The sequence below is a fragment of the Rhodococcus sp. Q genome, from assembly GCF_005503035.1.
In the GTDB taxonomy this organism is placed as follows: Bacteria; Actinomycetota; Actinomycetes; order Mycobacteriales; family Mycobacteriaceae; genus Rhodococcus_G.
The window spans coordinates 242244-266668 of sequence record NZ_SCOY01000006.1; the positions used below are offsets into that span (position 1 = coordinate 242244).

The following is a 24425-nucleotide window of genomic DNA, read 5'->3' on the forward strand; positions in this document are numbered from 1 at the left end:
CTCCACCGAGGAGTGGCTACAGGGCGGCGCGCAGGACGTCCACGACCTGGGTGGAACTGCGACCGATCAGACGCTGCAGGTCGCCGCTCTCGGTGTCGAGCGCGCCCACCTGGATTCCTGCATCGGCACTGGCGAGCATGCCCGCGAAGAACGCGGGAAGACCCGCGCCTTCGAGTACGGCCTGGAACTGCTCGACCGGAAGATCCTGGTACGCAACGTCCTTGCCGGTGGCCTCGGACATCTTCGCGGCCAGTTCGGCGAGGGTGAGACGCTCGTCGCCGCCGAGCTCGTACACCTTGCCTTCCTGCCCGTCGGACAGCAGCACGACCGCGGCGGCATCGGCGTAGTCGACGCGGGCCGCGCCTGCGACCCGTCCGTCGCCGCCCGCCCCGGCGAGGACCCCGCGCTCCGCGGTCCCGGCGAGATCCTGCGTGTAGTTCTCCCAGTACCAGCCGTTGCGCAGCAGCGCGTGGTCGATGTCGGACTCCGCGAGGAGCTCCTCGGTGGCCTTGTGTTCGGGAGCCAGGGACAGCGGACTGTTCGCCGCGTCGAGCACCGAGGTGTAGGCGACGAACCCGACCCCGGCGGCCTTCGCCGCGTTGACGACGTTGGTGTGCTGAGACAGGCGCTGTCCCACCTCGCTGCCGGAGATCAGGAGCAGCTTGTCGACGCCGGCGAGGGCAGATTCGAGGGCGGCGGGGTCGGTGTAGTCGGCCACGCGGACCTGGACGCCCTTGTCCGCGAGGTCGGCGGCCTTCCCGGCGTCGCGGACGACGGCGACGAGGTCGCCGGGTTGTGCGCCACGCGCCAGCAGTGCGTCGACGGCGAGACGGCCGAGGTGTCCGGTTGCTCCGGTGACGGCGATGGTCATGACGGGATGCTCCTCCAAGAGACGGTTGACGCTTCAAGGCGTCGCACTATCCATCATGCACTTATTTTTCGTAAGTGCAATATCCAGAGTTAGCGCTACCCGTATTGCCGGTAGTAACCTGGCGTCATGAGCGTCCCCGACCTGCCCGCATCCGAACCCGGCCTCGACTTCGCGGCCGACGTGTTCGAGCGAGCCTGTCCGTCTCGCGAGGTGATCCACACGGTCACCGGGCGTTGGGGAACGCTCGCGCTGGTCGCGCTGAGTGAGGGCCCCTATCGCTTCAGCGCGCTTCGCCGCCGGGTCGACGGGGTCAGCGAACGGATGCTCTCGCAGACACTTCAGCAGCTCGAACGTGACGGCTTCGTGCACCGCGACGTCCAGGAGACGATCCCACCGAGGGTGGAGTACACCCTCACCGCGAGAGGAGTGCAGGTCGCGGCACAGTTGCAGTCCCTGATCGATCTCGTCGAGGCCCAGATGCCCGACATCCTCGCCGACCAGGCAGCGTACGACGCCAAACGCCGGTGAGTCCTTGTGGCCCGCGTGCGGACCACAAGGACTCACCGGCGATGGAGCCGCTCAGAGCCAGCCGCCGCGCTCGGTGATGTCGGTGGCACCCTCGACGGCGTCGTGGGTGCAGCTGAACCCGACGACGCTGCGGCCGTCCGACAGCTCGACGCTCGTCAGCGCCATCGGAGCGGGCAGCGCCCCGAGGAAGGTGCCGAGGCCCGCGGCGGGCACTCGGAACACCTCGCCGCGGATCGGTGCGCCGCGCCCCGGGCCGCGCCGCACCAGGCCGGGCTTCGGCGGGACGGTGTCCAGCGCGTACAGCCGGTAGGCGTCCGTGGTGGTGACGGTGCCGGTGAACCTGGCACCGATGTCCTCGAGCTGGAAGTGCAGCGGCTGCCCACGCAGATGCGCGCCGAACACGGCCAGCTCCACTCCCCCGTCGACGAGCGCAGGTGCAGGCGCCCCTGCGAGCCGGGCGCCGAGATCGACCGCCACCTGGTCCTCGAAGGCGGGGACCACGAACATGACGCCGAACGGATGCCCGTCCGCGGTCGCCGCACCGGGAACCGCGACCGCGGCCATGTCGAGCAGGTTGCAGAAGTTCGTGTACGTGCCCATCCGCCGGTTGATCCCGATCGGGTCGGCCTGCACGGCGGCGATGGTCGGATGCTCCGTCGTCGTCGGCAGCAGCAGCGCGTCGCAGCCCGCGAGGGTGGCCGCGGCGGCGACCTTCGCGCGGTGCAGCGCGTCCAGGTCGGTGACGAGTTCGTGCGCGGCAGGAGCCTTCGCTCCCGCGACGATCGCCGCGACGGTGGGATCGGCTCCGGCGGGCGAACTTTCGAGGAACTGCCCGACCGCGGCGTACCGCTGCGCGACGACGGCACCGTCGTACAGCAGCGTGGCCGCGTCGAGCAGGCCGGAGATGTCGACGGTCCGCGTCGCGACGCCGGTCGCCTCGAGAGCCGAGACGGTGACGTCGAACGCGGCCCGGTATTCGGGGCTCAGAGGCGCCAGGTCCTCGGCGCGCGGCACCGCGACCACCGGAGCGGCCGGGGCGGCGAGCCGGACGTCCGCGGGCCACACCCGACTGCGGGGGTCGCGGGTGTCGGGACCGGTCATGACGCGCGCCGCGGCGACGGCACCGTCCAGGTCGGCGGCGAACACCGTCAGGCAGTCGTAGTCGATGCATGCGGGGACAACGCCGTGAGTGGGGATCACGCCGAGCGACAGCTTGAGGCCGACCAGTCCGGCGAACGCGGCGGGCACCCGGCCCGATCCCGCGGTGTCGGTTCCGATGCCGATGTCGGCGACGCCGAGCGCGACCGCGACCGCCGAGCCGGAACTCGAACCGCCCGACACCCGTTCGGGATCCCAGGAACCGCGCACCGCGCCGTACGGACTGCGGGTACCGACCAGGCCGGTCGCGAACTGGTCGAGGTTGGTCTTGCCCAGCACGATCGCGCCCTGTGCGAGCAACCGCTCGACGCCGCTCGCCGTCTCGGTGGCCTGGTACGCGTACTCGGGACACGCGGCGGTCGTGGGCATGCCCGCGACGTCGACGTTGTCCTTGACCGCGACGAGCAGTCCCGCGAGCGGCAGGTCCGCTCCGGCGGCGAGCCGCTCCTCGACGGCGCGCGCGTCGGCGAGGACGTCGGTTTCGCTGCGGAGCAGGATCCACACCTCTGGCCGGTCGACCTCGGCGAGGCGCCGGAACGCCCGCACGACCCGATCGGTGGGCGTCGGGGCCCCGTCCAGTTCAGCGACGCTGCTGACTGCATTCATGATCACGCGACTCCCATCACCACGAGCGGGGTACCGGGCTGCACCTTTGCACCCGGTTCGACGAGCACCTCGAGCACCGTTCCCGCACTGGTGAACGGTACCGACATCTCCAGCTTCATCGCCTCGAGCACCACGGCGTCGTTCCCGGGCTCGACGACGTCACCCGGTTCGACGGCGACCCGCCACACCGTCCCGACCATCGGCGCCTCGACGACCGTCGCACCCGGCGGAAGCACCAGTTCGGCGGTGTCCGGTTCCGGTTCGGGTGCGACCTCGACGCGATCGAATTCGCCCGCGGCGCGCCATGCCTCCTTCTCCGCCTCGAACGCGGCACCCTGCCGGGTGTTGAACTCGGCGATCGACTCGGCGTTGTCCTCCAGGAAACGCAGGTGATCGGCGAGCGCGAAGGTGCCTTCGGTGATCTCGGCGTTGAACCTGCCCGCCTTCGCCTCGGCTCGGAACTCGGTGAGCTGGTCGGGGGTGACGGGCTCCCACACGATGCGGTCGAAGAATCGGAACAGCCACGGCTTGCCGTCCTCGAACGGGCCCTGCTGGCGGTAGCCGGACCAGATCGGGACCGTTCGGCCGATCAGCTGGTAGCCGCCGGGCGACTCCATTCCGTAGACGCACAGGTACTTCCCGCCGATGCCGACCGCGTCGGACGGCGTCCACGTGCGGGCCGGGTTGTACTTCGTGGTGACCAGCCGGTGCCTCGGGTCGAGCGGAACCGCAAGGGGTGCACCGAGGTACACGTCACCGAGTCCGAGCACGAGGTACTCGGCGTCGAAGACCGCGTCGCGCACCTGGTCGACGGAGTCGAGTCCGTTGATGCGGCGGATGAACTCGGTGTTCGACGGCAGCCACGGCGCGGTGTCCCGGACTCCTGCGCGGTAACGGTCGATGGCCTCGGCTATCGACGGGTCGTCGAACGACAGTGGCAGTCGGATCGTGCGGCTCGGCACCACGAGGTCACCGGTCGCGGGCAGGAGGTCCTCGATGTCCTGCAGGACGTCGAGCAGCGCCCGCAGCGGCAGCACTGCGGGGTCGACGTGCAGGTGCAGGGACCGCACACCCGGGGTGACGTCGATCAGGCCGGGCAGCGCGCGCTCGGCGAGGGCCACCGACAGGGCGTGCACCCGCATCCGCAGCCCGAGGTCGAGTTCCATCTCGCCGTACTCGACGAGCAGGTTGTCGTCGCCGCCGCGCAGGTAGACCACGGCCGGGCGACCGAGGATCTCCTCGCGCCGGGCGAGCACGCCGCCGTCGGACGTCGTGGCGTGGGCCGCCGAAGGCGGAAGGAGTGCCGCACGAACCGAATTCGACTCGCGCAGCAGGTCGGCGCCCGCGTCGGTGACGGGCACGAACCGCACCTGGTCACCGGGCCGGATCTGGCCGAGCTTCCACCGGTGGGCGCTGGTGACGGTCAGGGGGCACGCGAACCCGCCGAGGCTCGGGCCGTCGGGGCCGAGCAGGATCGGGGTGTCACCGGAGACGTTCAGGGCACCGACGCTGTACGGGTTGTCGTGCAGGTTGGACGGGTGCAGGCCGGCCTCGCCGCCGTCGCTCCGCGACCACGTCGGCTTCGGGCCGTCGAGACGGATGCCGGTCCGGTTGGCGTGGGCGGCCGCGGTCCAGGTGGTGTCGTAGAACTGCGCCATGTCGGAGTCGGTGAAGTACGAGGGCGCCGGCTGCGGTCCCTCGCCGACGGCGAGGTGCCAGGTGTGCGCGAACACCGGGCGATCCTGCACCGCAACGACCGTCGGCTCATCGAGACCGTCGACGACGGCGCGGGTCAGTACGTCGCCGGTGGCGACGGCACGACCGGTGACGCCGCCGAACCCGCCGAGCGTGAAGGTGGACGCGCTGCCCAGGTAGCGGGGCGCGTCGATGCCGCCGCGGACGGCGACGTAGGTGCGCAGTCCCTCCCCGGCCGGGCTCCCGACGTCGAGGACGCCGCCCGCGGGCACCTCGACCGGCTCCCACATCGGCACCGAGATCCCGTTCAGCGTCACCGGCGCGGGCGCCCCGCCAACGCAGACCACGGTGGCCTCGGCGAACTCCAGTTGCGGTCCCTGCAGGGTGCATTCGAGCCCGACCGCGTCGGTCGGGTTGCCGACGGCCGCGTTGACGAGGGTGAAGGACAGGTCGTCCATCGGGCCCGACGGCGGGATCCCCACTTCCCAGTACCCGAGCCGACCGGGGTGATCCTGCAGGGTCGTCATCGTCCCGGCGCGCAGCACGTCCACCCGCGCTCCCCCGACCACGAGGTCGGCAAGGGTCCCGGTGGTCTGCCCTCCGTCGAGCACCACCGGAAGCGCCGCGATCGCGCGCAGCTGAGGAAGGTTCGTGGCGATGCCGTAGACGGCGGTCTCGTCGAGCGCCGCGCCGAGCGCCGCGAACGCCCCCGCACGGGTCGCGCCCGAGGTGACGATCTTCGCGATCATCGGGTCGTAGTGCTCACTGACCTCGGTTCCGGTGTCCACCCACGACTCCACGCGGGTGTGCGCGGGGAACTCGACACTGGTCAGCAGACCCGCGGACGGGCGGTAGTCCCGTCCCGGGTCCTCCGCATAGACGCGGGCCTCGACGGCGTGGCCGGTGATCTCGGGGCCGCTGTCGGGCAGCGCGTCGAGCATCGTCCGGTCCCCGCCCGCCAGACGCAGCATCCACGCGACCAGGTCGACGCCCGTGATCTCCTCGGTGACCGGATGCTCGACCTGCAGTCGCGTGTTCATCTCCAGGAACGACGCCTCGCCGCGGTCCACGTCGTAGACGAACTCGACGGTGCCCGCCGATCGGTAGTCCACCGATGACGCCAGCGCCCGCGACGACGAGAGCAACTGCTCGACAACGGAATCCGACAGCCCGAAGGCGGGGGCCTCCTCGACGACCTTCTGGTTCCGGCGTTGCAGCGAGCAATCGCGGGTGCCGAGGCTGAGGGTGCGGCCGGCGCCGTCACCGAACACCTGCACCTCCACGTGCCGGGCGTGCGCGACGAACCGTTCGAGGAACACCCCCGACGACGAGAAGTTCGCTGCCGCGAGCCGCTGCACGCGGTCGTAGGCGCCGCGCAACTCCACCGCGTCGAAGCAGGCCTGCATGCCGATCCCACCGCCACCGCCGACCGCCTTGAGCATCACCGGGTAGCCGACCTCGTCGGCCGCGACGAGCGCCGCCTCGACGCTCTCGAGCATCCCGCTGCCCGCGACGAGGGGCACCCCGACCGCGCGGGCCGCCTCCCGGGCCGAATGCTTGTTCCCGAACACCCGCAGCTGATCCGGGGTCGGACCGACGAACGCGATCCCGGCCGCCTCGGCAGCGGACGCGAACGCGTCGTTCTCCGACAGGAATCCGTACCCCGGGTGGATTGCCCCCGCGCCGGACGCGAGCGCCGCCTCGATCACCGCGTCGGCACGCAGGTACGACTCCTGGGCGGGCGCGGGCCCGAGCCGGATCGCGACGTCCGCCAGCTCGACGTGCGCCGCCGCCGCGTCCGCATCCGAGTACACCGCCACCGTCTTGAGGCCGAGGATGTGGGCGGAACGCATGATCCGGCAGGCGATCTCACCTCGATTGGCAACGAGCAGGGTGTCGAACGAGAGGGCGGTCATGTCACGGCCTTTCGGTGTGTGATGCGTGGGCTGGGAGCAGAGCCGACGGAGCGACCGGGTGTCAGTCCCGGACGGCGTTGGCCATCCGCGCCATCGCCAGGGCCTGCTGGGCGCGTTCGATCACGACCGCCCGGGATTCGTCGATGTGCGCGAGAAGTGCGTCGTGGGCACGCTGGAGGTGTCCGTCGAGGACGAGTTCGGCGACCGCGATGTGCTCCTCGACGGTCGCGCGCATCCGGTCGGGGGTGAGGTAGTCGAACATCCGCACCGGGCGCACCTTCGCGTTGACGTTCGTGAGGGCGTCGACGAGCGCGCGGTTGCCGGACGACGCGAGCAGCGTGGTGTGGAACTGCTCGTCGAGGACGACGAAACCGGCGTCCGGGTCGGGCATCTCGCCGCGGAACCCGTACCACCGCTGCAGCTCGGGACCGAGGACCTCGGGGGCGTGGAGTTCCCCACTGCCCTGCAGGATCCGCAGGATGCCGCGCATCTCCAACGTGATTCGCACCTCGTAGAGGTCGGCGAGTTCCTCGAGTCGCGGCCGGTAGGGGAAGAGTCCGTTGTCGTCCCGTTCGACGAGTCCGTCGGCCTGCAGCCGCGCCAACGCCTCCCGCACCGGGGTCCGGGACACGCCGTACAGTTCGGCGAGTCGTTCCTCGCCGAGCCGGTTGCCGGGGCCGATTCGTCCGCTCATCAGATCGCCCCGCAGTTGCAGGTACACCTGCTCGCGCAGCGAACCTCTGGCGGTACGCACGGCGACCACGTCATCCTTGGTGGTCATCGTCAAATGGCCATCGCTGCGCGGACGGCGTCGGCGGAGTCGGCGCCACCGGTTCCGGTGGACGTGACGTGGCCGGCGGCGAGGACGCTGTAGTTCTGCGCGGCCTGCAGTGCGAAGCCGATGTGCTGCTCGACGAGCAGGACGCTCAGGTCGCCCCGGCGGGTGAGATCGATGACGGTGCGTTCGATCTCGGCGACGACGTTCGGCTGGATGCCCTCGGTCGGTTCGTCGAGGATCAGCACCTTCGGCTCGGTGATCAGGGCACGGGCTATGGCCAGCTGCTGGCGCTGGCCGCCGGACAGCAGCCCGGCACGGCGGTCGAGCAGGTCCTTCAGTGCCGGGAACAGGTCGAGGGCCTCCGCGATCAGCACCTTCCCGCGCTTGCGCCCGTCCGCGACGACCTGCAGGTTCTCCGCCGTTGTCAGCTGGCCGAACGACTGCTGTCCCTGCGGGACGTACGCCAGACCGCGAGCGACGCGGGCGCTCGGCCGGAGTCCGGTGATGTCCTCGCCGCCGAGCCGGATCGTGCCCGACGAGATCTTGATCAGTCCCACCGCGGCGCGCAGCAACGTCGTCTTGCCCGCGCCGTTGTGTCCCATCACCGCGGCGACGCCGCCCTCCGGCACCGTCAGCGAAACCCCGTGCACGACCTCCGTTCGGCCGTAGCCGGCGTGAATGTCGACCAGTTCGAGCATCGTCATGCCTCCTTCGCATCGTGTGCACTCGCGACGGCTGTGCCGTCCACGTGTCCGGTGCCGAGGTAGACGGCCTGGACCTTCGGATCGGCCTGCACCTGCGCGACGGTGCCCTCGGAGAGCACCTTCCCCGCGGCGAGCACCGTCACCGACGTGGCGAACGCGCGCATGAAGTCCATGTCGTGCTCGACGACGACGACGGTTCGTTCACCTCCGATGCGGCGCAGCAGGTTTCCGGTCTCCTCGCGTTCCTCGAGACTCATGCCCGCGACGGGCTCGTCGAGGAGCAGCACGTCGGCGTTCTGCACGAGCAGCATGCCGATCTCGAGCCACTGCTTCTGGCCGTGGGCCAGGATGCCCGCGGGGGTGTCGCGCTGGCGGGTGAGGCCGATGGTGTCGAGGGCCTCCTCGATCTGCGGCAGCACGTCCTTGCGGCGTCGCAACAGCGTCAGCGCCGAACGGCCTGCGCCCGCGGCGATGTCGAGGTTCTGCAGGACCGACAGGTCCTCGAAGACGCTCGCGGTCTGGAAGGTGCGGCCGACCCCGAGGCGGGCGATGTGGTGGACCTTCTTGCCGATCAGTTCGACACCGGACTTGGTGGCCGAACCGGTGGCGGGCACGAGTCCCGTGATCGCGTCGACGAGCGTGGTCTTGCCCGCGCCGTTGGGGCCGATGAGGAACCGCAGGTCGCCCTGCAGGAGCGTCAGGTCCACGTTGTCGACGGCCTTGAAGCCGTCGAAGCTGACGGAGAGCCCGCGCACCTCCAGGTAGTCGCTCGACATGCCGGCGTTGCCGCCCATCTCGGGCGCTTTCACTGCTTCGACTGATCCGGACATCAGGACACCTTCACGGGTTCGGGCACCTCGGCCTGCGCGGGTGCGTCGGGCTCGGATTCGGGGCTGTTCGTGCGGCGCCGTCGCAGCAGTGCCACGAGTCCGGCGACGCCTGCCGGGAAGAAGCCGACCACGACGATGAACAGCAGGCCCTGGGCATAGATCCAGCCGGACGGGAAGGACTCGGAGAATGCGGACTGTGCCCACGCGACGCCGATCGCGCCGAGCACCGGCCCGAGGAGCGTCGCCCGGCCGCCGATCGCGACGCCGATCAGGAAGGCAAGGGACGGAACGATTCCCACGTCCGCCGGGGAGATGATGCCGACGATGGGGACGAACAGCGCCCCGGCAATACCGGCGAGGAAGGCGGCGACGACGTACGCGACGAGTTTGATGTTGGCGGGGTCGTAGCCGAGGAACCGGACCCTCTCCTCCTGGTCCCGCACGGCGACCAGGAGCTCGCCGTAGCGGGAGTTCATGAGCTGCCGGATGCCTGCGACCGCCAGCAGCAGCACGGCCGCGGCGATGAAGAACAGCATCCGCTTGTTCGCGGGGTCGGCGAGGTTGAAGCCGAAGAACGTGCGGAACCTGTTGAGCCCGTTGCTGCCACCGATGGTCTGCTGACCGACGAGCAGGATCGCGAAGGCCGCCGCGAGCGCCTGCGAGAGGATCGCGAAGTACGCGCCCTTGACCCGGCGCTTGAACACGCCGAGTCCGAGCAGGAACGCCACCAGCGCGGGGAGCGTCAGGACCGCGATGATCGCGACGACCGGCGAGGCGAACGGCTGCCAGTAGCCGGGCAGCTCGCTGATACCGGCGATCTGCATGAAGTCGGGGACGTCGTCGCCGCGAAGTTCGGCGTCGGCGATCTTGAGGTGCATCGCCATCGCGTACGCACCGATGCCGAAGAACACACCCTGACCGAGGGTGAGCATTCCTCCTCGCCCCCAGGCCAATCCGATACCGACCGCGACGAGCGCGAAGCACAGGAACTTGCCGAGCAGGCCGAGCCGGAAGTCGGACAGCACCGCGGGTGCCACTCCGAACAGGATGACAGCGGCGAGGGCGAACCCGCCCCACACGCGAACCTTGGGATGTGTCAGGACGTTCACACGAGGCTCCTCGTCTTGACGGCGAACAGACCCTGGGGCCGGATCTGCAGGAAGACCACGATGATCACGAACACGATCACCTTCGCGATCGACGCGGTGGTCGAGTACTCGATGAAGGAATTCAGGATGCCGAGGGCGAACGCGGCGATCACGGCGCCCTTCATCTGACCGAGCCCGCCGACCACGACCACCAGGAACGCGTCGATCAGGTAGCTCTGTCCGATCGTCGGGCTGGTCGAGCCGATCAGCGTCAGCGCGACACCGGCGACGCCTGCCAGGCCGGATCCGATGAAGAAGGTGGTGACATCGGTTCGACGGGAGGAGATTCCGCTGGTCTCCGCGAGGTCGCGGTTCTGCACGACCGCGCGGATCCGCCGCCCCATCGAGGAACGCTTGAGGGCCGTTGCCAGTACGACCACCGCGACCACGGCCAGCACCATGATGAAGATGCGGGTCTTGGGGACCACCGCGCCGAAGATCTCGACGCCACCCGAGAGCCAGGACGGGGCAACGACGTTGACCGCCGGCGCGCCGAAGATGTCCCGGGCGAGCTGCTGCAGGATCAGTCCGACACCGAACGTCACCAGCAGCGTGTCGAGCGGACGGTGGTACATCCGCTTGACCAGGAGGGTCTCCAGGAGGACACCCATCAGTCCGCCGACGACGAAGCCGACCACCAGCGAGACGAACAGTGATCCCGTGGCGCTCGAGATCACCTGCTGCACCACGTAGGCCGTGTAGCTACCGGCCATGATGAACTCGCCGTGGGCCATGTTGATCACGCCCATCTGACCGAACGTCAGGGACAACCCCAACGCGGCGAGCAACAGGATGGAGCCGATGCTCAATCCGGTGAAGAGCTGTCCGATCACGACATCCATGAAAGATGCACTGCCTCTCTACTGGTCGGCTTCGTCGTATTCAGGCTGCTGCTACTGCTTGCTCAGGCCCTCGGCCCACGGGTAGGTCTCGAGGTACGGGTCCGGCTCGATCGGCTGGCCGGAATCCCACACCGTGTAGATCAGTCCGTCGCTGCGGATTTCACCGATGCGTGCGGTCTTGGTGATGTGGTGGTTGTCGCCGTCGATGGTGACCAGGCCCTCGGGCGCGTCGAACGTGACGCCGTCCGCGTTGGCCTGGATGTCGGCGACCGCGAAGGAGTTGGCCTTCTCGACCGTGTTCTTCCACAGGTAGACCGACGTGTACGCGGCCTCCATCGGATCGGACGTCGGCTTGTTCTGCCCGAACTTGGCCTTGTACGCGTCGACGAACGTCTTGTTCACCGGGGTGTCGATGGTCTGGTAGTAGTTCCACGCGGTCAGCTGACCCTCGATGTTCTGGACACCGATGCCGCCGACCTCCTCCTCCGCGATGGAGACCGAGACGACCGGCATGTCCTGCGGGGTCAGGCCGACGTTCTTGTACTCGCGGAAGAACGCGACGTTGGAGTCACCGTTGAGGGTGTTGAACACGGCGTCGGCGTCGGCGGTGCGGACCTTGTTGACGATGGTCGAGAAGTCGGTGGAGCCGAGCGGGGTGTAGTCCTCGCCCTTGACCTCGATGCCGTTGGCCGCGGCGTACGCCTTGATGATCCGGTTCGCGGTCTGCGGGAAGACGTAGTCGCTTCCGACGAGGTAGAGGGACTTGACGCCCTTCTCCTTGAGGTAGTCGAGCGCCGGGATGATCTGCTGGTTCGTGGTGGCGCCGGTGTAGAAGATGTTCGGCGAGTCCTCGAGCCCCTCGTACTGGACCGGGTAGTACAGCAGCGAGTTGCGGTCCTCGAACACGGGCAGCATGGCCTTGCGGGACGACGACGTCCAGCCGCCGAACACGGCCGCGACGCAGTCGCTGCTGATGAGCTTCTCGGCCTTCTCCGCGAAGACGGTCGGTTCGGAGGCGCCGTCCTCTCCGACCAGCTGGATCTGCTTACCGAGGACACCGCCTGCGGCGTTGATCTCCTCGACCGCGAGGGCGATGGAGTCGCGGACGGTGACCTCGGAGATCGCCATCGTTCCGGAGAGGGAGTTGAGCGAACCGACCTTGATCGAGTCACCGGAGGTGTCGACACAGGACGCGGCGGCCGTGTCGCCGGACGCGGTGTCGGATGCCTTGCTACCGCAGCCGGTCAGTACGAGGCCGAGGGCGGCGACGGCAGCGGGCGCGGCGAGCGCGCGCTTCGAGATGTGACGCATGTACGGGCCTTTCGGTCGAGAACGTCAAGGAGGGGGGCGGACGTGCTGGTGAAGCCTGTATCCGGGCCGCGTATACAGCGTCGTATTCGCAACGAGTGCAGACAGTAGACGGAAGTTGTTGCACCAGAATGACTCTCGATCACCAGTTGATTTCGTATGTTGCGTCGCCGTGAACAAGCACTCACGCGGTCGCGGAACCCGTGTGCGGACACGAAAAAGGGCGCCCGACCGTAATGGTCGAGCGCCCTTCGAAGGAACCTGCGGTGCTAGTGCCGAGTTCGGTGGTCTAGCCACCGAACTCGCGCACAGGCCGCGGAGCGGCCTAGAAGTTGATCATGTGGCCGGCGAGGCCGTGGATGGCTTCCTGCAGCGCCTCCGACAGCGTCGGGTGCGTGTGGACGTTGCGCGCCAGTTCGTTGACCGTGAGGTCCCACTTCTGCGCGAGGGTCAGCTCCGGCAGCAGCTCGGAGACGTCGGGACCGATCAGGTGACCGCCGATGAGCTCGCCGTGGGTCTTGTCCGCGATCAGCTTCACGAAGCCGGTCGGGTCGCCGAGTCCGTGCGCCTTGCCGTTGGCCATGAACGGGAAGGTCGCGACCTTGACGTCGTACCCCTCCGCCTTCGCCTGCTCCTCGGTCAGACCGAAGCTGGCGACCTGCGGCTGACAGAACGTCGCACGCGGCATCATCCGGTAGTCGCCCAGCTCGAGGGTCTCGGCGCCGCCGATGGTCTCCGCGGCGACGACGCCCTGCGCCTCCGCGACGTGCGCGAGCTGGAGCTTCGCCGTGACGTCACCGATGGCGTAGATGCCAGGCACGTTGGTGCGCATCCGCTCGTCGATGGCGATCGCGCCGCGGTCGGTGAGCGCGACACCTGCGGCCTCGAGGCCGTAGCCGGTGACGTTCGGGGCGAAGCCGACGGACTGCAGCACCTTGTCGACGACCACCGTGTCGACGGTGCCGGACTTGTTGTCCTTGATGGCGACGGTGACCTTGGTGCCGTCGTCCTCGATCGTCTGGACGGCAGCGCCGGTCTTGATGGTGATGCCGAGCTTCTTGTACTGCTTGGCGATCTCCTTGGAGACGTCGGCGTCCTCGTTCGGCAGCGCGCGGTCGAGGAACTCGACGATCGTGACGTCGACGCCGTAGTTCTTGAGGACGTAGCCGAACTCCATGCCGATCGCGCCCGCTCCGACGACGAGGATCGAGCCGGGGAGGTCACGGGTGAGGATCTGCTCCTCGAAGGTGACGACGTTCTTGCTGAGCGAGGTGCCGGGCAGCAGCTTGGTGGTGCTGCCGGTGGCGATGATGACGTTGTCGAACGTGACCGACTCGGAGCCGCCCTTGGTGAGCGCCACGTCGATGGTCTTCGGACCGGTGAAGGTGCCGCGACCGTCGTACTCGGTGATCTTGTTCTTCTTCATCAGGAAGTGGACGCCCTTCACACGGCCGTCCGCGACCTGGCGGCTGCGATCGAAAGCGGCGCCGAAGTCGAACGACGCCTCCCCCGAGATGCCGAAGGTCTTGGCTTCCTTCGTGAAGATGTGTGCGAGTTCCGCGTTCCGCAGCAGCGCCTTGGAGGGGATGCAGCCGACGTTGAGGCAGACACCGCCCCAGTACTTCTCTTCGATGATGGCGGTTTTCAGGCCCAGCTGCGCCGCGCGGATGGCTGCGACATACCCACCGGGACCGGCACCGAGGACAACGACGTCATAGTGTGAGGTCACGAGCTACGAGCCTAGTCCTGCACGGTTTCGATGTCCCGCGGGTGGTCCGGTTACCGACCGGTAGCGAACCCGGCCGACACTCGCTCGATGTCGTGCGAACGAAGGATGGACAGCGGCGCTGTCATCCGAACGAGGTAATTACCCCGGAGAACCTGGCCGACCGGTGCGCGGGCGACGACAATCGAAGACGTGGTCGTGGGCCCGTCAGGACCGGGTCCACGATCACGCCCCCACGTCGGCGTGCTCCCCAGGTGTGCCTGAACGCCCAGCAGAACCGATGCGTGCGCCATGCAGTCAAACACCCTGCGGCCGCCATTGACAATGGCGACCGACCCAACAGTTCGGTAGAAAGGGAAAGGACCGGGGTTTGTCGGTTCGCACCGGCGCGCGCCCGCCGCCCCACGATGGAAGGTGTCATCGATGCGCGTTCGGACCTCCTCACGCCGCGTGTGTGCTGCCGCGGCAGCACTCGCCTTGCTCCCCCTGCTGGCGGCCCCCGCGTACGCCCAGGCCGACCCCGCTCCGGCCGTCGTGACCGGCGACTCCCCGCACCTCCAGGGCGTCGAACACGACAGTGACCGCTTGGTGACGGCGAACGTGTACTCCGCTGCGATGGACCGGGTCATCCCCGCCGAGGTCATCACCCCCGCCGACACCAGCGCCCCCCGCCCCACCCTGTACCTGCTCAACGGCGCGGGGGGCGGCGAGGACTCCGCGACCTGGCAGCGTCGCACCGACATCATGAACTTCTTCGCGGACAAGAACGTGAACGTCGTCACCCCGGTCGGCGGCGCGTTCAGCTACTACACCGATTGGGAGAAGGACGACCCCGCACTCGGGCGCAACAAGTGGCAGACGTTCCTCACCCAGGAACTCCCACCGATCATCGACGACACTTTCGGCACGACCGGCGTCAACTCCATCGCGGGCATCTCCATGGCGGGCACGTCCGTGCTGAACCTGGCGATCGCCGCACCCGACCTCTACCGCAGCGTCGGCGCGTACAGCGGCTGCGCCGAAACCTCCACCGAGGCCGGTCAGGCCTACGTCCGCACCGTCGTCGAATCCCGCGGCGACGCCGACGCCACCAACATGTGGGGCCCCTTCGACGGACCCGGCTGGGTCGCGAACGACCCCGTCGTCAACGCAGAGAACCTCCGGGGACTCGAGCTGTTCGTCTCCGCGTCCTCGGGTCTGCCCGGCGACCACGACACCCTCGACTCCCCCGGCATCGACGGCAGGCCGAACGTGCTGGCCAATCAGGTGATCGTCGGTGGCCTCATCGAAGCCGCCGTCAACCAGTGCACGATGCACCTGCAGACCCGTCTGAACGAACTGCAGATCCCCGCGACCTTCGACTTCCGTCCCGCCGGCACCCACTCCTGGGGCTATTGGCAGGACGATCTGCACGAGTCGTGGCCGATGCTGGCGGCGTCGATCGGGGCCTGACGTCCGCTGCCGGGACTTCCTCGCTCATCTTCGAGCCGGAGGACGCCGACGGCGTCTCACGACTGATCCCACGCTTCGACGACGATCCATTCGCCCGCCGGCATCGCGACGACAGCGGACAGATCGACGGCCGAGTCGTTCGTGAGCCCGGGTCGTGCGGACAGCCGATCCGCACCGGCGAGGAGGACCTCGGCGGGGACCGCATAGACGCTCGGGTATCCACCGCCGCGAAGCTGCTTCGATGGTGCGGGCTCGCCGCCCACAGGGTCGATCCAGTCGAGCCCACCGAGTCCCGCAGTCCAGGACGCGACGCGGTCACCGTCGAGGTCCGGCGAGATGTGCGAGGACCAGGAAACCTGACGTTGTTCGTCCAGTCGCGGATCATCAGGCCCGAGGACCGGCTCGTTCGGCCTGATGACGGTGATGTTCCAACCCAGCATGGTCGCCAGTCTGTCACCTGCGTCACCGACGTCGTCGCTTCGCGGACACCGGTCCGTCCGGCCCGGGTCGGCTCCATTCGGCACGCAGGGTGCCCACCTGCACGCGGATCCGTACGTCACGGGTATCAATGAGCCATGGCAACCGACGCACACGATCCGTACCTGTGGCTCGAGGACGTCACCGGTGACACCGCCCTCGACTGGGTACGCGCACGCAACGCCCGCACCGTCGCCGAGTACGCGGAGTCCACCGAGTTCACGGACCTGCGCGAGCGCATCCGCGCGGTCCTCGACACCGACGCCCGCATCCCGTACGTCCGCCGTCGCGGCGCCTACCTGTACAACTTCTGGCGCGACGCCGAGCACGTGCGCGGCCTGTGGCGACGGACGACGATGGACTCGTACCGCACCGACTCCCCCGACTGGGAACTGCTGGTCGACATGGACGCCGTCGCCCGCGACGAGGACGAGAACTGGGTGTGGTCCAGCGCGCAGGTTCTGCGCACCGAGGACGACGCGGATCAGACACGCGCCCTGATCAGCCTGTCCCGCGGCGGAGCCGACGCCGTCGTGGTCCGCGAGTTCGACCTCACCCGAGGAGAATTCGTCGCGCCCGAGGACGGTGGGTTCTATCTCCCCGAGGCCAAGTCGGACATCGGCTGGGTGGACGTCGACACCGTCTACGTCGGCACCGACACCGGACCCGGATCGCTCACCGACTCCGGGTATCCGCGTACCGCCGCACGTTGGGAGCGCGGCACCGACCTCAGTGACGCCACACCGGTTTTCGAGGGCGAGCACACGGATGTCGCGGCGTCGGTCTGGTACGACCGCACCCCCGGATTCGAGCGGTCCTTCGCCGATCGCGCCGTCGACTTCTACACGTCCGTCAGGTACGAGATCACCCGCGACGGCGGGTTGACGCTGATCGACGCCCCCGGCGACGCCCGCGTCTCCGCGCACCGCGAGTGGTTGCTGATCCGGACGCGGTCGCCGTGGACCGTCGGCGACACGACGCATCCTGCCGGCGCACTGCTCGCGGCCCGCTACGACGACTTCCTCAGCGGCTCCCGCGACCTGACGGTGCTGTTCGCACCGGACGCGCACACGTCGCTCGAACAGTACGTGTGGACCCGCAATCATCTTCTGCTGGTGACGCTTTCGGATGTCCAGACCCGATTGCGTGTGCTCACTCCAGGCCCCGGCGGCTGGGTCGAGTCCGCGATCGACGGTGTCTCCGAACTGACGTCGACGGACGTGATCGACGTCGACGCGGTCGCATCGGACGAGTTCTTCCTCAACTCCAGTGGCTACCTCACGCCGTCCACCCTCCTGCACGGCTACGTCGGCGAACCCGTCGAAGCGCTCAAGCAGGCGCCGTCGTTCTTCGACGCGTCGGCACTGTCCGTCTCGCAGCACTTCGCGACGTCGGACGACGGCACGTCCGTCCCCTACTTCGTGGTGCGGCGCGACGGCCACACGGGTCGCTCCGCGGGCTCCGCTCCAGCGGCACCGGGACCGACGCTGCTGTACGGCTACGGCGGCTTCGAGAACTCGATGCTCCCCGCGTACAGCGGCGGACTGGGCCGGGGCTGGCTCGAACGCGGCGGCACCTACGTCGTCGCGAACATCCGCGGCGGCGGCGAGTACGGCCCGCAGTGGCACACCCAGGCACTGAAAGCGGGCAGGCACCGGGCGTTCGAGGACTTCGCTGCGGTCGCGGGCGACCTCGTTGCGCGCGGCATCACCACCGCCGCGCAGCTCGGCGCGCAGGGCGGCAGCAACGGCGGGTTACTGATGGGCGTCATGTTGACGCGCTACCCGGAACTGTTCGGCGCCATCGTCTGCCAGGTGCCGCTGCTCGACATGCGCCGCTACCACCTGCTGCTCGCGGGTGCGTCGTGGATGGCGGAGTACGGCGACCCCGACGACCCCGAACAGTGGGAGTTCATCTCGAAGTATTCGCCGTACCAGAACGTCGACCCGGACCGGGCGTACCCGCCGGTCCTGATGACCACCTCCACCCGCGACGACCGGGTGCATCCCGGGCACGCCCGCAAGATGGCCGCGCTCCTCGAGGAGCAGGGCCACGAGGTGCACTACTACGAGAACATCGAGGGCGGGCACGGCGGCGCCGCCGACAACGCGCAACTCGCGTTCAAGTCGGCGCTGGCGTACGAATTCCTCTGGCGCACCCTCAGCTGACCGGCGGGTGGATCAGCCGAGCATCACGACGCGTTGCAGCGCCCGCAGGTCGGCTTCGATCCGGCGGAACAACTGGTACACGGCGATGAATCCCACGATGCCACCCAGACACAGCAGACGAACCGTCACCTCGACGTGCCCGGCGCCGGTCGCGCCCGCGAAGCTGAGCCCCGCGACCCCCACCAGCGGTACCGCCGCCGCCACCGCGAGGTAGCGGGTGCTGAGCACGCCGAGCACGCGAAGGTCGCGGCCGTCGTCGCTGTGGATCTCCCCGTGCGACAACAGGACCGGGTACAGGCTGCGAACCGCGTAGAACGTGAGGATGAAGTACGGGTAGGCGACCGCCACTGCCCCGCACACCGCGAGCGACGCGATCAGGTGAGTGAAGGCGCCCGAGGGGATCCCGCCCGCCACGATCTGCAGACTGATCGGATAGACGAGGCCGGCGACCAGCCACATCGTGAACGCTACGACCACCGACCGATGACCCAGGCCCAGCGTGGCCCGCCGGGCCCTCCCCAATGTCTGCGCGTCTGTCGACCCGCCCGACTGAACCTTCCTCGGCACCGTGATCGCCAACCGGCACCACCAGACGATCAGCAACCCCGCCAGTGGGAACGCCACCAGCCCGATCACCAGATGCACCTGGTCGAGACTCTCCTGCGCAACCGGTGCGAGGCTGCGGATGATCGTCTCCCGGTTGTAGTAGTAGTTGTAGGCGGTCGCCAGCAGGTTGGGGACGCCGATCGCCACGATCATGATCGGCAGCGTCCATCGCACCGCCGCGGACCGCCGGCTTCCGGGCCGCGGGTCGACGAGGTCGCGGGCACGGGGATCGAGACACAACGCGAACTGCCGGGCCAGTTTGCGCCCGGTCGACCAGCGCCGGTCCGGCTGCGGCTCCAGCGCGGTCAGCAGCACCCGGCGCAACGCAGGCGGACACCCGTCGGGCAGCCGCCCCGCGATCGTCTCCGCGACACCGGCCCTGCGCCGTTCGAGCGCCGCCGCAGGGTTCTCGTCGTCCGGGAACGGACGCTCACCGGTCAGCAGCTCCCACATCATCACGCCGAGCGAGTAGATGTCGCTGCGGGTGTCGATCCGGGCGTCCGCCGCGGCTCCCGCCGTCCCGCCCGCCGACACGGCCAACTGTTCCGGTGACATGTACGCGAGCGACCCGGCCACCACACCCGTCGACCCCGGCACCGCGACGGTGTCGCCGGAACTGACGTTGAAGTCGGCGAGCTTCGGAATCCCGTCGGCGGTCAGCAGCACGTTGGCCGGCTTCACGTCGCGATGCAGGACACCCTGCTCACGGGCGTGTTCGAGCGCCTCCGCGAGCCGGAGCCCGATCCAGGCGACCGTCTCCGGCCACGACAGCATCGCCAACTCGTCGCGCACACTGGACTCCCCTGGACCCGTGACGCCCTTGCGGGACAACTGCCGGTCGATCGAGTCCAGCACCAGCTGCCCGGTTCGCCGCTCGGGTGGCGTGTCCCGCACCGACCGGACGACGTCGAGCAGCGTGCCACCGGGCACGAACTCCATGAACAGCGCCCGCAACCGACGATCCTCGAGGACCCGCTGGTCGTACACCCGCACGATGTTCGGGTGGTCGAGCTGGGCGAGGGTCTGCGGCTCCGCACCGACGTTGCGGGACAGCTTGAGCGCCACCCAGCGCTGCATCGCGGTCTGCCGGGCCAGGAACACCCGCGCGAACGCTCCGTGCCCGAGCTCGGCCACGAGGTCGAAGTCGTCGAGCCGTTCCCCGACCTGAAGTTCCGCACCGGCAGGCAGCGCGGACGGAGCGGCGTCACCGGACCGCGGATCGTGCTCGAGCAGCCACGCGAAGCGCTCCGCCTGCTCCGGGAACTCGGCGACGTAGTCGTCGGCGCGGACCTCCTCACCGCTGAGCCGCCGGACCCGGTACTCCTCGTAGATCAGCTCGGGCGGAATCGGGCCGGCGAGCAGTTCCGGGAAGTCGAGGCAGTAGTCGGCGATCCGTTTCGGCTTGCGCACCCGAATCCACCGGTACGCCAGGTCGACCATGACCAGTTCGATCAACGCGGCACGCCGGATCGCATCGGTGTCGGGCAGGTAGTCCCGCAGGTCGGCCGGGGGCCGGTTGTTCGCTTCCCATTCGGCCACCAGCCGCGCGACCCCGGTGTCCACGACGACACCGACACTGGGACCACCCGACCTGGTCGTCGCATCCGATCCGGTGCCACCGGGGCCGAGCAGCGTGCCCGCACCGACCTCGGTGGGCGGGCCGCCTGCGACGGTCGCGTCATCGGGACGATCGGGATCCGGATACAGATCAGGTTCCAGGGGCATCTGGCCTCACGTCACTCCCGGTCCCGCAGCCACGCGACGACCCGGTTCACCGTGCTCCCACAGTTGCGGATCCATCCGTTGTGGCCGAGCGGCTCGTCCTGATGCCAGGTCGTTACCTCCGCCTTCGGGAACTTGCGCACCAGGTGCCGGATCGCCGACTTGGGGGCGAGGTCGTCGGCCTGCATCGAGATCGACAGCACGGGCAGCGTCAGCTCCCCGATCGCCTTCTCGTAGTCGATGTCGGCTCCTGCCGGTTCGATCAGGCCCGTCCGCGCGAACCGCGACCAGTCCGAGATCAGCACCTTCGACTGTCTGCCGACTCCACCGACGTCGAGACGGTCGCCCGGCCAGAACCCCGCGACGTTGGCGGTCACCGACATCGCCGCGGACCCGACCAGCAGACCCGCACCCCGCACGACCCCGTGCCCGCGGTGGAACGGCGATCCCGACGCCACCAGGATCACCCCGCCGAGCGCACCGTGGACGCGCGCCGCGTACATCACGCCGATCTGACCGCCCATGCTGTGCCCGAGCAGGTACGGCGTGCTCTCGTCGAACCGTTCCCGAACCACCTCGAAGACGGCCGGATAATCCACCGACGCCAGCTCCTGATAGCCGTAGGCACTGTCCGGCCCCGGCCGAGGCCTGCTGTCACCCTGGCCGCGCAGTTCCCCGATCGCGGCGTTGTACCCGCGCTCGACCAGCGCCTGCGCGAACAGGTCGTAGTAGCCCCCGGGCACTCCGAGACCCGGAAAGATCACCACGACCGGCGCTGCGGCGCGGCCCTCGAACAGTCGGACCGGCACCACGGTCCCGTCCGCCATCTGAATCGGAATCGTCTCCACAGTTCAATACTCTCTCCAGAACACCGCGCCCGATAGTGTTCGGACATGGCACTCTCAGACCCGTTGCTGCTGCCCGCAGGCAGCGAGTTCACGCCGGACGATCTGATCTTCTATGCCGATCGCGACAATCGCAGCCTCGACGAGGCGTTGGCCGGCGCCGATGTGCTCGTCAGCTGCCCCCACTCGGGGGCGCTCATTCCCGCTGAACTGGCACCGTTTCTCGCCCCCGAGTTCACCCGGCGGCTGCAATTCGACTTCACCGACTGCTCCACCGGCCCGATCGTGAGGCGGTGGGCGGAGATCGACCCCCGGATCGTGTATGTCGAGAATCCGCATCCCCGGATGGTCCGGGACCCCAACCGCGCCAGGCCCACCGACCTGTGCGCGGACCTGACGGAGGCGTTCGCGCGGGTCCGGGCGGCGGGCCCGTACCAGCGCGTCGACCTCACCGGGGTGGATGCGATTCGACCGGTGACGTTTTCGTTCTTCCCCCTGCTCCGCGAACCCGACGGCGAAGACGGAGTCCGTCGGCTCGCCGACACCTTCGCCGACGTGGCCGCGCGCGGCCTCGAGGTCTACGAGCGCACTCGCGACGAATTGATCGGCCGGATGGTCGATCTCGCGTTCGAGAAGGCTCGCGCAGGGGGCAGGCGGGTGGAGTTCACCACGCTGTCCTTCCACGACACCATGAACACCACGACGACCCGTGACGGTGCGGTGAACGTCGAACGCGCACCGGCCGATCGGCTGCCCGCCGTGGTCGCCCTGTCCAATCGCGGTGACCACGAAGGCAATCCGCGTGGGGAGAACCCGGTCACGATGGCACCGGCGGATCTCCGGGCGCTGGCGGACGCGCATCGCGCCGGTTTCGCGGTCGACGACGCGGCGGTGGTGGCGTTGAACCAGCCGTACCTGGGCAGCCAGGAGATCATCTCGGCGGGTGCACGCTTCGCGGGACTGGCCTCGCGGGCGGCTGCGGCGGGCGTCTCACTCGCTGCGGTGCAGGCCGAGTTCCGGCGCGAGTTCCTGCTCGGACCGACCCTCACCGCGGAACTGCACGAGCCCGGGGTGGGATGGCCGAACGCCGATCCCGACCACGTCGACGAGGTCGCCCGGGCGTGCAAGGCCGGCTGGGACTCCTACCGCGACCGCTGACCCGGCCGCGGCTCAGCCGAGAATCACGCCGAGCACCGAGCCCGCCGCGATGGTGGTGACCGCCAGCACCAGCGTCGGGACGAAGAACGAATGATCGACGAGTTTGCTACCGAGCTTGGTGCTGCCCGACTCGTCGAAGTTCGCGGCCGCGATCTGTGATCCGTTGGTGGGGAGCAGATAGATCCCGGCGAACGCACCCGCCCACATGCCGCTGATCAGTCCGGGTGCCAGTCCCGCGGTCAGACCGATCGGCACGATGGTCCGGGTCGCCGTCGACTGGCTGGTGGTGAGCACACAGACGAGGAACACGCCGAGCGCGAAGATCCACGGCGCGGCCTCGACCAGGTCCCCGATCGTGCTGGTGATCAGTTCGAGGTGCGCGCTGATGAACGTGTCGGTGAGCCAGGCCAGACCGAACAGGGCGATCGCGGAGACCATGCCTGCCTTGAACACCGACATGGTCGGCACGTCCGCGACCGAGGGCTTGCTCACCAGCAGGATCAGGGTGCCGACCACGAACATGACCATCTCGATGATCGGTGTCATGCCAAGCGGGCTGCCGTCGGCCGCATCCGGTCGAATCCCCTTGAACAGGCCGAAGACCACGATGGCGAGTACGCCGGCGAGGAAGATCAGGGCCGCGTTGCGTCCCTGCGTCGTGGACTTCAGTTCCACCGCGCTCGCGCCGCCGGACGGCGCGGACAGTTCACCGGCCGCGATCTTCGCCTGGATCTCGGGGTCCTCGGCGATGGACTTGCCGAGCCGGTTCACCACGAACGAGGTGAGCACGATGCCGATGATCGCCGCCGGGAGCGTGATCTTGATGATGTCGATCAGTTCGAAGTTGTACGGCTCCACGTCGGTCAGGGTGACCATCGCCGCCATCGCCGCCGAGACCGGGCTGCACGCCAGCGCGACACCCGTCGCGACCACCGACAGCGACAGCGGACGCGACGGGCGGATCCCGTTGCTGTAGGACGCGTCGTAGATGACCGGCAGCAGCGGATACAGGATGTTCGAGGTGCCCGCGCCGACCGAGAACAGGAACGACACCAGCGGAGCGATGAGGGTGATCTGCTTGGGGCGCTTGGAAATGACGTTCGCCGCGATCGACACCATCCAGTCGATGCCGCCCGCCGCCTGCATCATCGACGATGCGAGCACCACAGACAGGACGATCAGCAGGGCGTCCACCGGTGGGGTGCCGACGTTCTCTCCGAAGACGAAGACGAGCACCGCGACACCGGCACCGCCCCACAGACCGAGCGCGACACCGCTCGACCGGGTGCCCATGACGATGGCGCCGAGCACCACGATCAGCTCGAGCGTGATCACCAGTGCGTCCACACGCATCCACCCCGTCCGCCGACGGGTCCACTGCCGGACCCGGCTCGTCCGGGATGTTACGCACGGCAGGCCACCCCGCCGGGGAACCGCGCCGTGGCCGGCGCTCGGTTCGGACGCCGCGTCAGTAGCTGAACGTGGTGGCGCACCCGTCGCCGATCCAGCGCCACATCGGGATCGTTCCGCCGATCTCCGCGTTCGACACCAGCGCGCCGTGGTCGAGACGCTTGGCGTCGAAGCAGATCGAGCAGACGAGAAGACGTCCACCCGCGGCATCGAATCTCTTCGCGAGGTCGGGCAGCGACGGACATCCCTCGCATGCGACGCCCTGCATGATCCCGTCGACGGCGAGCCGCACCGCCTCCTTGGTCAGGAACATCAGGGTCGGGCGACCCTCCTCGGCGGCGCCGACCGCGACGAGGAACGCCACGGTCACCTTCTCCGGGTCCTCGAGGCCCGTGGTCAGACTGATCACTGCCTTGTTGGAATTGTGTGAGTTGCTCGAGTTCTCGTTCATGCCTTCGAGCTTTCGCCGCACCACGA

The 24425-nt window shown here is 68.8% G+C and carries 19 protein-coding genes; 4 read left to right on the top strand and 15 right to left on the bottom strand.

Annotation, left to right across the window (positions count from 1 at the left end):
• Positions 1-16: 16 nt before the first annotated feature.
• The gene (locus FFS72_RS09490) at positions 17-871 is read right to left on the bottom strand and encodes an SDR family oxidoreductase (protein WP_137873685.1); all 855 of its coding nucleotides are present in this window, start codon (positions 869-871) and stop codon (positions 17-19) included.
• Between the two features lie 126 nt (positions 872-997).
• Here FFS72_RS09490 and FFS72_RS09495 point away from each other — a divergent pair, with 126 nt between their 5' ends.
• Entirely contained in the window at positions 998-1399 is a 402-nt protein-coding gene (locus FFS72_RS09495; RefSeq protein ID WP_137873686.1) for a winged helix-turn-helix transcriptional regulator, read from the top strand.
• A gap of 51 nt (positions 1400-1450) precedes the next feature.
• Here the strand turns inward: FFS72_RS09495 and atzF are convergent, their stop codons facing one another.
• The 9 genes from atzF to lpdA form a co-directional block, all read right to left on the bottom strand.
• Positions 1451-3163: an allophanate hydrolase gene (atzF, locus tag FFS72_RS09500; protein WP_137873687.1), complete on the bottom strand. Its 1713-nt coding sequence runs from the start codon at positions 3161-3163 to the stop codon at positions 1451-1453.
• 2 nt (positions 3164-3165) lie between these two features.
• Positions 3166-6774 carry an urea carboxylase gene (gene uca, locus FFS72_RS09505; protein WP_137873688.1) on the bottom strand — a complete coding sequence of 1203 codons (3609 nt, stop codon included), beginning with the start codon at positions 6772-6774 and terminating at the stop codon, positions 3166-3168.
• 61 nt (positions 6775-6835) lie between these two features.
• A complete protein-coding gene (locus tag FFS72_RS09510; RefSeq protein ID WP_137873689.1) occupies positions 6836-7555 on the bottom strand; it encodes a GntR family transcriptional regulator in 720 nt (239 codons plus the stop codon).
• A gap of 2 nt (positions 7556-7557) precedes the next feature.
• Positions 7558-8250: an urea ABC transporter ATP-binding subunit UrtE gene (gene urtE / locus FFS72_RS09515; protein ID WP_137873732.1), complete on the bottom strand. Its 693-nt coding sequence runs from the start codon at positions 8248-8250 to the stop codon at positions 7558-7560.
• Between the two features lie 2 nt (positions 8251-8252).
• A complete protein-coding gene (gene urtD / locus FFS72_RS09520) occupies positions 8253-9086 on the bottom strand; it encodes an urea ABC transporter ATP-binding protein UrtD (protein WP_137873690.1) in 834 nt (277 codons plus the stop codon).
• Positions 9086-10195 carry an urea ABC transporter permease subunit UrtC gene (urtC, locus tag FFS72_RS09525; protein WP_137873691.1) on the bottom strand — a complete coding sequence of 370 codons (1110 nt, stop codon included), beginning with the start codon at positions 10193-10195 and terminating at the stop codon, positions 9086-9088. The genes urtD and urtC overlap by 1 nt, the downstream gene beginning before the upstream one ends.
• Positions 10192-11076: an urea ABC transporter permease subunit UrtB gene (gene urtB, locus FFS72_RS09530; protein ID WP_137873692.1), complete on the bottom strand. Its 885-nt coding sequence runs from the start codon at positions 11074-11076 to the stop codon at positions 10192-10194. Before urtB ends, urtC begins: the two co-directional genes overlap by 4 nt.
• 51 nt (positions 11077-11127) lie before the next feature.
• Complete coding sequence (gene urtA, locus FFS72_RS09535; protein WP_137873693.1) at positions 11128-12387, bottom strand: urea ABC transporter substrate-binding protein; 1260 nt, start codon at positions 12385-12387, stop codon at positions 11128-11130.
• Positions 12388-12709: 322 nt separating this feature from the next.
• Positions 12710-14113, bottom strand: coding sequence for a dihydrolipoyl dehydrogenase (gene lpdA / locus FFS72_RS09540; protein WP_050065526.1), 1404 nt, complete (start codon positions 14111-14113; stop codon positions 12710-12712).
• A 420-nt stretch (positions 14114-14533) separates the two neighbouring features.
• Here lpdA and FFS72_RS09545 point away from each other — a divergent pair, with 420 nt between their 5' ends.
• On the top strand, positions 14534-15562 hold the full coding sequence (locus FFS72_RS09545) for an alpha/beta hydrolase (RefSeq protein ID WP_137873694.1): 1029 nt from the start codon (positions 14534-14536) through the stop codon (positions 15560-15562).
• 56 nt (positions 15563-15618) lie between these two features.
• Here FFS72_RS09545 and FFS72_RS09550 read toward each other — a convergent pair whose 3' ends face one another.
• Positions 15619-16002, bottom strand: coding sequence for a hypothetical protein (locus tag FFS72_RS09550; RefSeq protein WP_137873695.1), 384 nt, complete (start codon positions 16000-16002; stop codon positions 15619-15621).
• 135 nt (positions 16003-16137) lie between these two features.
• On the opposite strand from FFS72_RS09550, the gene FFS72_RS09555 reads away from it, so the two are divergent.
• Entirely contained in the window at positions 16138-18207 is a 2070-nt protein-coding gene (locus tag FFS72_RS09555; protein ID WP_137873696.1) for a prolyl oligopeptidase family serine peptidase, read from the top strand.
• A gap of 12 nt (positions 18208-18219) precedes the next feature.
• On the opposite strand, the gene FFS72_RS09560 is transcribed toward FFS72_RS09555, so the two are convergent.
• Entirely contained in the window at positions 18220-20538 is a 2319-nt protein-coding gene (locus tag FFS72_RS09560; protein WP_137873697.1) for a serine/threonine-protein kinase, read from the bottom strand.
• Positions 20539-20549: 11 nt separating this feature from the next.
• Complete coding sequence (locus FFS72_RS09565) at positions 20550-21383, bottom strand: alpha/beta hydrolase family protein (protein ID WP_137873698.1); 834 nt, start codon at positions 21381-21383, stop codon at positions 20550-20552.
• Positions 21384-21428: 45 nt separating this feature from the next.
• Between FFS72_RS09565 and FFS72_RS09570 the strand changes: the two genes are divergently transcribed.
• Positions 21429-22538, top strand: coding sequence for an N-formylglutamate amidohydrolase (locus FFS72_RS09570; RefSeq protein WP_137873699.1), 1110 nt, complete (start codon positions 21429-21431; stop codon positions 22536-22538).
• 12 nt (positions 22539-22550) lie between these two features.
• On the opposite strand, the gene FFS72_RS09575 is transcribed toward FFS72_RS09570, so the two are convergent.
• Both FFS72_RS09575 and FFS72_RS09580 read right to left on the bottom strand, forming a co-directional pair.
• Positions 22551-23891 (bottom strand): anaerobic C4-dicarboxylate transporter family protein, encoded by a 1341-nt coding sequence (locus FFS72_RS09575; protein ID WP_249353211.1) that lies wholly within the window; start codon positions 23889-23891, stop codon positions 22551-22553.
• A 115-nt stretch (positions 23892-24006) separates the two neighbouring features.
• Entirely contained in the window at positions 24007-24399 is a 393-nt protein-coding gene (locus tag FFS72_RS09580; protein WP_137873700.1) for a DsrE family protein, read from the bottom strand.
• Positions 24400-24425 lie beyond the last annotated feature (26 nt).